The following is a 12651-nucleotide window of genomic DNA, read 5'->3' as shown; positions in this document are numbered from 1 at the left end:
ACGGGACCTCATCAGAGGTTCACTTGCGTTCACCCTTCAGCTCTCCCCCTTGGCCCTGTGCCTCGCAGCAGCCTGCGTGGCCTTGGAGCTTCGGTAACGAGGGCTTCGTACAGGTCCGTTACCGGTCCTGCACGCCTCGCTGGGGGCCCGCCATGTCGGTCACTTGGCGGGAAAGGCCTCCTTCCTCTCGGTTGCCTTCACTGGTTCCGGAGCGGCTTTCAGGCCGCACCCATCTCGCCGTAGTAGAAGTCGGCGGCGCCGGGTTCGTTCTTTCCGTCCTCGAAGGCTTTGCGCAGCTGCCGGTAGGTCGCGGCCACGTCCTCCGGGTCGGCGGTGAGGTCAGGGTCGGGGTGATGCGGTCCGGTGCGCCAGGCCCGGGGCGAGGGCGCCTGACTCGGAGCCGGGGCGGACTGGCCAGCGCTGTGGGCACGCCAGTGGTGTTCCTCGGCCAGTGTGCGCCGGCGGGTCCACCGCACCGGCCACAAGCCCCGGTGGTGCAGGCCGATGGGTACGGGTGCGAAGGTGCAGCGGCCCTCCAGACGGAGCTGGTCGAGGTGGAACGCCCCGGTGAATAGGCAGTCGGTCAGGTCGGTGTCGGTCAGGACAAGATTCGCGGCGTCCACGCCCTGCACCGAGGCCACCCGCACGTGAGCGGGGCCTGCCAGCAGACTCTCATCTACTGCTAAGGAGGTGGGGTGGGCGGTGACCGCTACGAGGGAGGACAGCACCGCGTGACTGAGGTCTGTCCTGGCGTAGCGCAAGCGCACAATCGCCGTCGACTCAAACCGGGTCCGCACACAGCGCACCTCACGCGCCGCGATCTCCAGCGTCACCGGCACCTCGAACACTGCGCTAGAAAGATCAACCTTCTGCCCGCACACCACCGGCCCGAACAGCGACATCACCCTGAACTGCGCCCCGAAGAAATCGGCGTGGCCGGAGAACTGCGCCCCGTCGAACCAGGCGGGGCTGGAGAACTGCGCTCCACCGAAATCGGCGTGGCCGAACTGCGCCTTGCTGAACCAGGTGAGGCTGGAGAACTGCGCCCCGTCGAACTGGGCTCGGCTGGAGAACTGCGCCCAGTTGAACCAGGCGTGGCCGGAGAACTGCGCCCCGTCGAACCAGGCGGGGCTGGAGAACTGCGCCCCGCCGAAATCGGCGTGGCCGGAGAACTGCGCCCCGCTGAATTCGGCAGGGCTGGAGAACTGCGCCTCGTGGAACCCGGTGTTGCCGAGGTGGGGTCTTTGGCTGGTGGGGTCGCGTACGGCGTTCAGGAGGGAGGTGAGGAGCGGTTCATTGAACGGGGTGCCGCTGTGGACGATGTCGGCGCCGGGGCTGAGGGTGGCGAGGTAGGCGGTGCGCTGGTCGTCGGTGATATGGGCCAGGCAGGCGGTATGGCCCGGGACGTGGATGCCGCGGCAGCCGACCGGGTCGGTAGCCGGGTCGGCGCCGTCTCCGCAATGCGGCCACTGAGGCGGGCCGGGGGGCGGTGAGGGGAGCGGTGGCATCCGGGCGGCTCCTGCCGGCTGGGGACATCAGCGGGGCCCCGGAGCGCAACGTGGGGTGGGAGCTCAGGGCATATAGAGGCAGACGGCGCGGGATCGGGGGGTGGTTCCGCGTCTGGCGGGCTAATGCCAGGGGTGGCGCTGGTGGAAGGGGATGTAGGCAGTGCAGGATCCCTGGTCGGTTTCGCCGCTGAGACACTCAGCTCCTGCTCCTGCTGCCTGTGCGTGGGGAGATCCATCGAGCAGGTGTGGGGCAACTCCCGATCAGGGAGTGTCCGGATTCAGAGAGCCTCATCACAGTAGGGCCTGACTGCGTGTGGCGCTCGTAGCTGTACTGGGGTGATGCGTTCGAGGCGTTTTCACGCGATGCGGCTGGCGTGTCCCGCTCCTTGTCCCCTCGGTGCCAGCTGGCCAGCCGGGATCGGGGAGAAGCGACAGCTTCCGGGACGTTCGCGCCCGGAGTGCGCCAAGACTCCTTAGCCGGCCGACCCCCCTCGTCCTTCTACCGGTCCTCAGGGGGACGGTTCGAGCGGGACCTCGGTCCAGGCGCCGCCCGGCTCACTACGGTGCAGCATCCGCCCCGTGAACGGCACGAAGTGCGGGTACATCTCGGCGAGTTCGTTCTGCTGCTTGATGCCCTCCAGGGCCTTCTCACGGCTCTCGTAGGCCTTGGAGTAGGCGCCGCTGTCCCAGTCGCCGCCGGGGTGCAGGGCCCAGAGCAGGTGCCTCTCCCCGCGTTCCTTCTCCTCGCGCAGGTGCGCGGTCCACAGCTGGTCGACCTGCTCCCAGCCGGTCTGTTCCTGCCAGGACGCCAGCGCCTGCTCGTGGTCGCGAACCAGCTGCTTCAGCGGTCGCGGGTCGTCGTCCTCGGCGATGACCTTCAACGCCTCGGTCTCGAAGCTCGGCGGGTATTCCTCGGCGGCGTACTCGTAGCCCTCGCTTTCAATCTTCCAGGTGAAACCGATGAGCTCCATCCAGTCGTAGTGGGTGATTCCGTTGGGCGGGGGCAAGGTCATGCGGCGGAGTTCTCCTGTTCGTGGTGTCGGAGCCGGGTGAGATCCACACACCCTGACGTCTCTTAACACTATACATCGAAGGGTGTGTGAACGCAAGCCTTAAGAGGCGATCTGGAGCGCAGCCCCACTGGAGAGACCGTTTCAAGGTGGCACCCACACGCGTGGATTCGCCCACCCCACCCTTTGCCGTTGGCGTTGGCGGTCCGGTTCAGTTTGGCGCGGTTGGCCCGCCGGCCGACTGCTGCGCAGGAATGAGCGTTCGCCCCTGGGCAAGTCCGCGGGTGACTCCAGCGCGCCAGATCACGCCGGTGGTGGTGATCTGGTCGGCGAGGCGAGCGTACTCGGCGAGTGGGCCGCCAAGCCGTCTGCGGCCCTCCGCGTCGATCTCGTAACGGGGCGGAGCGATGCCGGGGTTGCGGTCGCGCCAAGCGTGCATGAGTTCGATGGCCGGCGCGGATGTCCACCAGCAGGCCGCGACGGCAAGTTCGACGAGATCGCCGTCGAGACGGGCGGAGAGGCGATCGGGGTATCCGGCGAGACCGCGGTCGCGCGACCCGGGCCAGCGGCCCTGTTCCCAGGCCTCCTCGGGCGCCGGGTCCCACTCGCGGTCCCAGCCTCGGACAGCGAGTTCCTCCCGAACGCCGTACTCGACGAGGACGTCGACAGTGTCGAGCAGTTCGCCGGCGAGACGCTGACGCTGGACCTCGGTCCGCCACTGTGCGCGGCGCGTCTTTGCTTCTGTGCCGCGCAGTCCGTATGTGCTCCAGCGCGGGGCGGCCGATCGCCGCGCGCGCAGCCTCTTATGCCCCTCAGTAACGTCCTTGACCTGTTTTGGGATCTTGCCGTCGACCGCGATCCAGATCGAGTGCACCGCACCGCGAGGCATTTTCCACCGCCGGAGACATCGTGTATTGCAAGGCTCGAGGCAGCCTATCGGGACCCGCAACCTCACCGCCGTCAGGCAGGTGAGCGCAACGCCAGGAGGCCGGAGTGTCCGCCGGTGACGCCTAACCGCCCTCCGGCAGGGGGCGAGCGCTCTCCCCGGACTTGGGTGGCAGCGTGCGCACGGTGCGCTGCTTGCCCTGGCCACCGGGGGCGAGGATGCCCCCTACTTCGAGTTCGGCAAGTGCTTTGCGCACTGTAGGCCGGGAGACGCCAAGGCGTTCGGCGAGCCTCGTTTCGCCGGGGAGTGGGGCGCCGACGTGAAGTCCATCTTCAGCAATGACGGCGGCGAGGCGTTCGACCAGGGGCCGCTGGTCACCCTGCCCGCGCCAGGTGACCTTCCAGCGGTCGCCGGGGTCGGGTGCCGCGACGCCCTGTGCTGCCAGCACGCGGAAGGCGCGCAGGACGACACCGCGTGACACAGCGTACTGCGCCATAACCTCGGCGACGGACGGCAGTTGACGCATCGCCGGGTCGGCGCGCACCGCGTCGGCGATCTCACGGGCGATGACCAGATGGGTACCGCGAGGCGCAGGGGTCGTACAGCCCATGTAGTCCTCCACGTCTACCGACCGGCTTTTCACCCTATCCGGCCGGGTGAGCCACACCTCGCCACGCCGGCTTGACGGCCGTCGATCAGGGAGTGCTCGCACACACCGCCCCCACCATCTCTTATACGGCGGCCTTGGTATGGAGCTTCTCGACCAGAACCTTGACGACGAAGCCGGCCGGGGACAGCTGCGAGACCTCCAGGGTGGAGGGCAGCGTGAGGACGGCGTCCACGCGGCTTCGGGGCAAACGGGGTGAGCGTACGGCGGCGGACTGACACTCGGGGTGCAATCCGGCCGTCTCACATACGTACTTGGCGTGGGTGTTGGTGTCCTTGGTCTGGACTGCCGACGGTTACCGGCGGGCGTCGGGCAGACGATCGACGTAGGCCGCCTTCGTTCGCCACGATGCGCTGCAGTCCGGTGCGGTGCACTCCACCCGGGAATAGGGCGAGGGCGTGTAGCGGTAGCCGTTGATTGCCGAATGGTTGCATTTGCGCTGGACAACGACCCAGAGAGGGCGGTGGGAAGGGATCTGGCAGGCGGGCACAAGATACCCCTGAGGCTCAGGGCCCGTCCCGGAAGGAGCCGGGACGGGGTATTTCCGCTAGTGGGTTGGAGGCTGGCTGAGGCCTGGCCGGCCGCTGGCCTCCTTGTAAGCGAGGTGCCGTCGGAACACGCGCTCGGCAGTGGTGGGGTACTCGAACAGGCCCAACGGGTGGTTGGTGTCTCGGCGGGCGCCAGGCGGGGTCGCGGAGGTGCGCGCCGCCTTGGGTCGGAGCCCTAGGACAGCTGGAGGTGCGCGGCACATACCCAGGACTGCACCCAGCCCTCCTTCACACGGTCGACCAGGAGGCAGTGGCCGTTGGTGCCGGGCTCGCACAACATGCAGTCGACGCGTTCGGCCCGCAGTAGCTGCTGGGGGGGGTGAGACGGGTCGTCGCGGGCAGGGTCCATCGCTCGGTACGGATGGTCTCGGTGTCGTACGGGTGGTAGCTGACGGGGATTCGGGTCATGCCCGGGAGGTCGTGGTGGTCGGTTCCCGTCACGGTGACCGTGGTGCCGCCGACAGCGAGGAGGTCGCCCTCCCGCAGTTCGCGGGCCTCGACGGCGGTGACGACAGAGCCGGTCATGATGACGGTTCCCGCAGGGAGTTCAGCAAGACGCATCAGATGCGTCCTTCCTCGGCGAGGGGCAGGTGGCATCCGGCGGCGTTCGCTGCGTCGGTGTGGCGATCCTCGTCCAGTTCGTGGTTGGTCTTCTCGGCGCTTTCAAGGAGCGGGGGGCACGCGGAAGGGGTCCTCTCGGCCTCGGCTGGCGGTCGGGCGGAATTGGGCTATCAACGTTTGGGCGGCGGCGCCCCGCCGGGCGCCGCCTGGCCACTAGTGCGCCTTCGCCTGCGCGCGGGCCCGGATGATGTCCGCGGCCTTGTGGCCGATCTGTGCGTAGAGGGCCTCGACCATCTGGGCCTGACCCTCCGCGTCCAGGCTGAAGGCCTCCGTGAACGTCCCGGCAATCAGCCGCTGGGCCATGCCCTCCAGCACCTCGATCTGCCGGGCCTCGTCCGCCAGGTCGAACTCCGTCTCGCTGAGCGTCTGCATCTCGAACAATCCCTCTCCAACAACCGTTCCGACTCTTAAGACTATACATCGACGTGAGGCGGAGGGCAAGCCTTAAGCGACGAATGAGGTGCGGATAGGGGCGTATTCAGTGGGTGGGCTTGAGCACCAGCGCGGGCAGGTGGGCCGGGATTCCACCGTCTTCGCCGTAGTCGATGACCCCGCCGAACGCCCAGCCCGAGGTCCCGCTGGCGGAGTCGGGCTGGTAGTAGCCGGCCTCGACATGGACGTCTGCGGGTGAGCCGATTCCAGGGCTGGGGTAGTCGGCGGCGCGGATGGCGACGATCGCGTCGTCGGGCAGATCGACGCTGGCGAGGACCTTGCGCAGCTCACGCAGGCGCAGGCCCTGGACGAGGACAGGGAAGTCTCCGCGCCAGTCGGGCGCGCGGCGGGCGGCGTGAACGGGCACTCCGTCGGCGATGAGAGCCGCGGCGCTTTCGGGGTCCAAGGACTCCAGGTCGCGCAGCGTGCAGGGGTAATTGCCCTTGCTGTAGGTCCACTTGGTGCGCAGCACGCCGGCCTTCATCTCGAGGGTGTCCTCCTCAAAGCGCAGCAGGTGATCCCTGGGGACCTGCGCGAGGCTGGCGTAGCCGTCGATCTCCAGGGCCCGGACGTCCACAGCCATGGTGGCCTTGTCGTCGTACACGAGGGGCAGTCTCCTTCGTTCGGTGAGCAGTTGAGGGCAGATTGGGTGCCGGTCGGCCGGTTCCCCGTGGCGGGGCGGATCGCTCCGCCACGGGGTGCGGCAGTCAAGACGGTCGGCGGGCCGCGGTCTCGCGTTCGGCATCGGGGGTCATGTCGCGCCGCCACTCGCGCTTCTCGCGGGCGCGTTCGCGTCCGTGGTCGTACGAGCGAGGGTTGTGGCCCGGGCAACAGTCGAAGCGGCGCAGGCCCTGCCGCGTCATCATCCGGGTATGCACGGTGTCGTCCTCACGTAGACGGGGTGGGCGAAGGTCAGGGTCCGTCACCAGAAGTCGGCTTCGACAAGGAGCTGGCGGTGAGAGCTGGTGCCCAGGAGCAGCTCGACGAGGACGTCGGCCTCGATGGCGATCAGCGCGATGTCGAGCGAGCTCGGCTCGCGGATGCCGTCGGTGATCGCGGGCAGGTGCTCGTAGGCGTGGGGACGGCTGAGCGCCGCCCGGCGCTCGGCCAGGTTCCTGATCCGGTCGGCGATTGTCGGCATGGATGCCGGGGCGGGGACGCGGCAGTCACAAGGTCTCCTGAGGTGGTGCGCGAAGGTTGGGCTTGCGCCGGGCCAGGGTCAGTCCTGCGGGGCCGGGCGGTAGGGGCCGCGGAAACGGGCGGGGATGCTGGCGGCCGGGGTGTTCCGGGCGGGCAGGCCCTTGTTGGGTCCGTTCTGCTGCGACAGCCAGGTGGCGAGGGCGAGTTCGTCGGTCGCGGCATCGCGGGCCGCGCGGGATCCGAAGGCTCGGACGGTGACGTCGCCCTCGATGTAGTGGGCGAGCCCCCAGATGACGTCGATGATGTCGTCGTCGAGGTGCGCGACGACCTGATACGGCATGCTGCCGAGGTCCCAGCCCTCCGTTCCCCACGAGTAGACGGCCTTCCACCCAACGGGCAGTTCCCGCGCCCAGTCGGTGGCGTCACCGGTGTGGTCGTCCTCGGGCCAGCTCGGCAGCGCAGTAAAGGGGAACTCGCCGTCGGGGTACAGCGGGTGCGGCACGGGTGGCATCTCCTCAAACCTTGACGTCTCTTAAAACTATACACGGAGAGAGCGCAACGCGCAAGCCGTAAGAGACACCAAGGTGAAGCGTCCCGGATCGGCCGCGCGGCGATCCGCCATCCGACCCCCGCCGCGCCGCCACAAGGTTGACCGCGAGGGCCCCGCAAGAACAGTTGTCTCTTAAGGCTTGCATTACGGGTCGCTTCACATGTATAGTCTTAAGAGACAGCTCGGGGGCGCTCCTCCCGAACATCCCATGCAGGGGCTGCGACGGTGTCGCAGCCTGTGGAAAGGACTTGCGTGATCACCACCGTCAGCGCGACCGTCTCTCCCCGCTCAAACACGTCGGCGTCCGCCGCGTCGTACCTGGAGCCCGCCGATCAGCGCAATCTCAGCGGTGACGCTGGTAACCCGCTTCTGGAACTGCCGACCTGGAGCGCTGTGCGGGCCCACTACGGCCTGACGTGGGAGCCGGTGGCTGCGCCGGTCCTGGCCTCCGGCCCCGACGGGCTCCCGATCCTGGTCGGCATCGACGAGTCGGGCAGCCCCGTCTACCAGACGGAGGGTGACCACAAGAAGATCGTGCGGAACGACTCCTGGGCGACTCTCGGTATCCCGCGCTCCGGGTACGAGGTTCTCGACCACGGACTGCTCGGCCGGATCATCGCCCCGGTCATGGAGGCCCCCGGCGCACAGGTCCGCATGCTCCGCGAACTCCGGGGCGGCCGCTCGGTGATGGGGCTGATCGAACTTACCAGGGAGGCGCGGGGCTTCGCGGGCGACCCCTCGCCGTGGACGCTGACGGTCGGCTTCCAGGCATCGCACGACGGCAAGGGGTCCCTGAAGGTGTGGGGCAGCGCAGAACGACTCTGGTGCACGAATCAGTGGAATGCCGCAATGAGGCGCTCCCGCGCGGCCGGACACTTCTACACGATCAAGCACACCAAGAGCGCCCTTGAACAGATCGAGCAGGCCCGGCACCTGGTGAGCGTGCTGCGCCGCGACTTCGACGGCTTCCTTCAGGACCGCGAGGCCCTCCACCGCATGCCCGTCACGCGGGCCCAGCGTGAGCAGTTCATCGAGCGGATGGTCCAGCTTCCGGAGAAGGCGGCGGAGATGAAGGACGACGACTACCGCATCCGCCGCGCCCACGAGCGCCGCGACGTCCTGCGGGGCATCTTCGACAGCTCCACCATGGCGGGCGTCGGACTGACGGCGGGCGCGCTGGTGGAGGCGGCCGGGGAGCTGTCGGACTGGGGCGGCCGCCAGACGGTGGACGGCCGTATCCGCCGGTCGCTGCTGGAGCAGAACACCTTCAAGGAGCGCGCCATGCACGAGGCCCTCGCACTCGCCGCGTGATCTCCCGCCTGGGACCCGCCCCGGGCAGTTCCCGGCCGGTCCGCCGCGACTCGGCGGACCGGCCTCACCCCGCCCTCATCCCGCGCTTCGCCTGCGCCCGCAGGTCGCCTCGACCGAGAAAGCACCCACGACCTCTACATGACCGCAACGCACGTGAACGATGTCGCCGTCGTCGCCGACGAGCCCGCCCAGTCCCCGATCAGCCGCCCCGGTGTCAATGTGGTCTTCGACCAGATCAGGCACCTTCTGCTCGCCGACGCGAGCGAGTGGTACGGATGCCTCCACTGCGACTACGTGTCACAGAACCAGAACTCCATCCGGCCGCACCTCAAGGCGCACAAGCCCAAACCTGAACCCGAAGTCCGCAAGCCGCACAAGCAGTCGGGACCGGCCGGGCGAACGGGGACCCCGGCGAACCGCTCCGAGCCCGCGCACTTGCGTCGCCAGTCGAGCGCGCCGGCATCGCCTGCAAGCAGGGACCTGGGGTCGCTGAATCTGGGGGAACTTGTCCAGCGCGCGCAGCTCACCGAACAGATGCGCGCCCAGCGTGACGCGGCCCTCCGCAAGGCCGAAGGCGCCCAGCGGCTGGCGGACGACTGGAAGTCTCGGGCGGACGACTGGCGGGCGCGGTTCGAGGGCATGAAGGCACGGATGGAGAAGGCGGAGGGCACGCTGTCCCGGGTCCGCGCCATGGTGAAGTAACACCTGCCACCAGGCCCAAGGGAGCACCCCAATCCCAGTGGCGTCTCTTAAGGCTTGCATTCACCCGAACTTGACTGTATAGTCTTAAGAGACATAGAGGCGGTTCTTGAACCGCTCTTCGACCACGGGATGGATCGGATGGGCCCCATGCGTAAGCACAAGCCGCACAGCACCTCGGACAACCCGGCCCGCGTCGAGGCGGTCCAGAACCGCCGCCGTTCCGGCGCCAGCGGGACCCACGTTTCCGGTCCCCGCCGCGCCCGGGACCGTCGTGGCGGACAGCGCGCGGCCATCCGCTTCTCCGCCGACGCCGGCTGACCGGCCCGCCCACCCCCGACCCTGTTCGAAAGGTCCTTCGTGCGCGTCACCGTCTTCCACAACATGGTCTCCGGCTACCGCTCCGGCTACCGCCCTGAGCACCCGATGCTGCCCGTGTACGCCTACGACGCGCCCGACGGGCCGGTCGAGGACCAGCTGTGGCGGGCCGTCATGCTCTTCAACGGCGACCCAGAGTTCTTCGACGGCGAGGACCGCGGCCTCTGCGCCGACTACCGGGACAAGCACCAGCGCTCCTTCTCCCCCGGCGACGGCTTCAGTGTCGTCACCGGAGGCAGCACCCAGTTCTGGGTCAGCAACGGGCGCTCCCTCGATCCCCTCCCGGGCGGATTCCCGTCCCTCGCCGTCGACGGCGACCACGGGTCCGTGCCGATCGGGCAGCAGATCACGTACATGATTCCGGACTTCGGCCACCTGGTCCGCGAGGGTCTCTTCGAGGCCTGCGGCCCGGTGCACCGAACGGCGCAGAGCGCCGTCGCCCTGTTCCACGAAGTCGACCCGCGGGACGTAGTCATCCTCGCGATCCCCTCCTGACCGAACCACCGGGCACGGCCCCTGCGGACTCGAGCCCGCAGGGCTCCCCAGCGCCCCCACCCACCACGGCATCCCGAGGAGCGAACCTGTCTCTCTTCCTGAAAGAGCCCAAGTACCAGGCCGGCCCGGACGGAAAGGGGTGGAACAGGCTGTCCCTCAACGCCCATATGGAGAATCGGCCCCAGTGCGGCCTCCTGCCCCTGGCCTTCTCCTACCTGTTCGATTCGCGTACCGGACGCCAGCAGTGGTGCGGCTACGACCGGTGCGAGGAGGCCGCCCGCTGCCAGACCTGCCCCATCCAACTTCGGCACCTTCAGGGCGAGGGCATCGACTGGCCCGGCAGCACACCGCTGCTCCTCGCCCGGGCGCGGCCGCTGCCGCCGACCCCGGGCTCCATGTGGGCCGATCCGGCCGCTGGGCGGAGCGTATTGAACCTGATCACCTTGCAGGGACAGGACACCGGGATCGTGGCGAGCTGGTGGAGGCTGCGCAACTCCATGTCGGTCCGTATCTCCTGGCACTTCGTCGACGCCGGGGGCGAGGCGGCCTGGCTCGTGCGCGACCATCCCGCCGCCGCGGCTGCGGTGGTCCGAACCAAGAGGTACACGACGCACACCCGACACGCTCTCTGTTCCAGCGACGGGACCCGGCGGCTTGCCCTGCTGACCTGCCACAACAGCTGCCCCCACGGCGACGGCGACCTCCAGCACCTCGCGGCCGACCTCGCCGACGCCGACGCATCGCCCGCGTCCCTGCCGGGCCCCGACCTGCCCGAGCATCTTCCCGGTGTCCCGCAGATCAAGCTCGGTCGGGAGGACGGCCGCACCGTGATCCGGCGCGACGACGCCACCACGCACATCAGCTTGGACATCCCGGCCGACGCAGCCGTCGTGACCGCCCTGGCCGCACACGTGGTGCGCCTCACCAACACCCACTGAACCCCACTCAACACCTCATGGAGCCCGTATGGCCCCCGCAGACCTGAGCGACATCCCGGCCCCGGACCCGGCGGAGCACGACGCCTTTCGGCAGTGCATGGACGGCATCGTCCGTACCGACAACAGCACCTCGCTGGCCGACCTCGTGCTTCGCGCCGCCGCGCTCTTCATCCGTCTCGAAGGACACCCGACGGTCTCCGCCGCGCCGGAGGCGTTCGCCGCGACCCTCACCGCGGCGAGCACAACTACGCATCTCCCCACCCTGACCGCGCTCGCGTGGCGTGCCGGTCAGTTGTGGACCGAGCCGGCATCCGTGGAAGAGGACCCGCGGGCCGGGTTCGTCGGGTGCCTGCCCACGCACGCCCATCATCCGCCCGTCGCAGCGGCATCGTCGGTCCTGCGACGGACCGGCATTCCGCTCGCTGTGTTCCTGCACGATTGGCGCTTGTCCTACGGGGAGCACGGCGCCCAGGGCGTGTACTTGGCTTCCAACGGTGAACGCACCGTCGAGGCTTCCTGGTTGATCGACGGCCGCGACGATGAGGGAGGGCTGCGGCGCCCACGTATCGTCCGCGTCCGCGAGGCCCGCAATGAGGCCCTCGATCGCGTGCGTGTCGCGCTCTCCTCCGCCGGGTGGAATACGTACCAGAAGGCGAGTACGAACACCCAGACCCGCCGGGTCCTGAGCATCGTGGCCAGCCTCCCCCTGTGATGCATCGGCCTTCTGTTCGGACGCATGCGTCGCCACCCCCCGTGACCATGGCCGGTGCCGGTCTGCGGTCGCCCGTGGTGGTCGTGCGCGCGCCGAGGACCGGTGACTTGCACGGCATCGCGCCAGGCGAAGTTCCGCCCGCCGGCCTGGCCGCCGGCGTTCAGCTCCTGTGCAGCGGCCACGGGACCCACGTCCCGGTGGTGCGGCCGTACGTCGGGGAGTTCGACGAAGGCCGGGCCTGCCGTACGTGCCTGGCTGTCGCGCGGGGTGAGCCGCTCCACCCTCCGGCGGCGGTCGAGGCGTTGCCTGGCAGCGAGCCCGTGCTGCCTGGGCACCCCGCTGCTGTCCATCTGCCGCAGGAGCATCGTGGCCGGGCGGTGAGCTGGGGTGAGTGGGAGGACCTGCCGTGGATGAGCCATGTTCCGCGCCACTGCGAGGTGTGTGGTGACGTGGGACCGGTGCGGTGGGTGGAGGGCGTCGGCAGCGAGCCGCCTGCTCGGTACTTCGCTGTCTGCTGTGACGCGTGCGGCGACACCCGGGCCTTCACTCACGGCCCCGACGGCGCTCCGGTGGTGATCTGGGCACGACGGGGACGGTGACCGGCTGGGGCACGGCCACCTCACCGAACGCTCCAGTAGCCGCCGCTTGTGGCGGATCCGCCACAAGCGGCGGTGCGCTGAGCAGCCCTGACGCCAACTCAGGTTCCCCATGCTCAAATCCTCCGGATCACTACTGAAATCTTCGACGCAGCCCGTT

At 68.9% G+C, this 12651-nt stretch carries 16 protein-coding genes and 1 pseudogene; 6 read left to right on the top strand and 11 right to left on the bottom strand.

The window, feature by feature from the left end; translation table 11 throughout:
- Nucleotides 1-218 precede the first annotated feature (218 nt).
- From ACWD3I_RS26075 to ACWD3I_RS26025, 11 genes and pseudogenes are all read right to left on the bottom strand, one after another.
- On the bottom strand, nucleotides 219-1508 hold the full coding sequence (locus ACWD3I_RS26075) for a pentapeptide repeat-containing protein (protein WP_365401410.1): 1290 nt from the start codon (nucleotides 1506-1508) through the stop codon (nucleotides 219-221).
- Between the two features lie 509 nt (nucleotides 1509-2017).
- Nucleotides 2018-2521: a hypothetical protein gene (locus tag ACWD3I_RS26070; RefSeq protein ID WP_365401407.1), complete on the bottom strand. Its 504-nt coding sequence runs from the start codon at nucleotides 2519-2521 to the stop codon at nucleotides 2018-2020.
- A gap of 208 nt (nucleotides 2522-2729) precedes the next feature.
- Complete coding sequence (locus tag ACWD3I_RS26065) at nucleotides 2730-3392, bottom strand: hypothetical protein (protein ID WP_365401404.1); 663 nt, start codon at nucleotides 3390-3392, stop codon at nucleotides 2730-2732.
- 136 nt (nucleotides 3393-3528) lie between these two features.
- A complete protein-coding gene (locus ACWD3I_RS26060; protein ID WP_365401401.1) occupies nucleotides 3529-4014 on the bottom strand; it encodes a GntR family transcriptional regulator in 486 nt (161 codons plus the stop codon).
- 124 nt (nucleotides 4015-4138) lie between these two features.
- Nucleotides 4139-4249 (bottom strand): annotated as a pseudogene (locus ACWD3I_RS26055) (bifunctional riboflavin kinase/FAD synthetase); the annotation flags it as partial.
- Between the two features lie 598 nt (nucleotides 4250-4847).
- Entirely contained in the window at nucleotides 4848-5144 is a 297-nt protein-coding gene (locus ACWD3I_RS26050) for a hypothetical protein (protein ID WP_365401399.1), read from the bottom strand.
- 249 nt (nucleotides 5145-5393) lie between these two features.
- Entirely contained in the window at nucleotides 5394-5612 is a 219-nt protein-coding gene (locus ACWD3I_RS26045; RefSeq protein ID WP_365401397.1) for a hypothetical protein, read from the bottom strand.
- A 106-nt stretch (nucleotides 5613-5718) separates the two neighbouring features.
- Nucleotides 5719-6276, bottom strand: coding sequence for a hypothetical protein (locus ACWD3I_RS26040; protein WP_365401394.1), 558 nt, complete (start codon nucleotides 6274-6276; stop codon nucleotides 5719-5721).
- Between the two features lie 103 nt (nucleotides 6277-6379).
- Nucleotides 6380-6550: a hypothetical protein gene (locus ACWD3I_RS26035; RefSeq protein ID WP_365401392.1), complete on the bottom strand. Its 171-nt coding sequence runs from the start codon at nucleotides 6548-6550 to the stop codon at nucleotides 6380-6382.
- Between the two features lie 44 nt (nucleotides 6551-6594).
- Nucleotides 6595-6813 carry a transporter gene (locus ACWD3I_RS26030; RefSeq protein WP_365401390.1) on the bottom strand — a complete coding sequence of 73 codons (219 nt, stop codon included), beginning with the start codon at nucleotides 6811-6813 and terminating at the stop codon, nucleotides 6595-6597.
- A gap of 78 nt (nucleotides 6814-6891) precedes the next feature.
- Nucleotides 6892-7314 carry a hypothetical protein gene (locus ACWD3I_RS26025; RefSeq protein WP_365401387.1) on the bottom strand — a complete coding sequence of 141 codons (423 nt, stop codon included), beginning with the start codon at nucleotides 7312-7314 and terminating at the stop codon, nucleotides 6892-6894.
- Between the two features lie 300 nt (nucleotides 7315-7614).
- On the opposite strand from ACWD3I_RS26025, the gene ACWD3I_RS26020 reads away from it, so the two are divergent.
- From ACWD3I_RS26020 to ACWD3I_RS25995, 6 genes are all read left to right on the top strand, one after another.
- On the top strand, nucleotides 7615-8673 hold the full coding sequence (locus ACWD3I_RS26020) for a DUF932 domain-containing protein (protein ID WP_365401383.1): 1059 nt from the start codon (nucleotides 7615-7617) through the stop codon (nucleotides 8671-8673).
- Nucleotides 8674-8811: 138 nt separating this feature from the next.
- Nucleotides 8812-9375, top strand: a complete 564-nt coding sequence (locus tag ACWD3I_RS26015) for a hypothetical protein (protein ID WP_365401380.1) — start codon at nucleotides 8812-8814, stop codon at nucleotides 9373-9375.
- 147 nt (nucleotides 9376-9522) lie between these two features.
- The gene (locus tag ACWD3I_RS26010; RefSeq protein WP_365401377.1) at nucleotides 9523-9693 is read left to right on the top strand and encodes a hypothetical protein; all 171 of its coding nucleotides are present in this window, start codon (nucleotides 9523-9525) and stop codon (nucleotides 9691-9693) included.
- Between the two features lie 39 nt (nucleotides 9694-9732).
- Nucleotides 9733-10245, top strand: a complete 513-nt coding sequence (locus tag ACWD3I_RS26005; protein ID WP_365401374.1) for a hypothetical protein — start codon at nucleotides 9733-9735, stop codon at nucleotides 10243-10245.
- 167 nt (nucleotides 10246-10412) lie between these two features.
- Nucleotides 10413-11183, top strand: coding sequence for a hypothetical protein (locus tag ACWD3I_RS26000; RefSeq protein ID WP_365401371.1), 771 nt, complete (start codon nucleotides 10413-10415; stop codon nucleotides 11181-11183).
- A gap of 28 nt (nucleotides 11184-11211) precedes the next feature.
- Nucleotides 11212-11895: a hypothetical protein gene (locus tag ACWD3I_RS25995; RefSeq protein WP_365401369.1), complete on the top strand. Its 684-nt coding sequence runs from the start codon at nucleotides 11212-11214 to the stop codon at nucleotides 11893-11895.
- The last annotated feature ends 756 nt before the right edge of the window (nucleotides 11896-12651 follow it).

Source organism: Streptomyces sp. NPDC002817, from assembly GCF_053592055.1.
The sequence above is the reverse complement of the archived record's forward strand: the minus strand, read 5'-3'. Positions and strand labels throughout refer to the sequence as shown.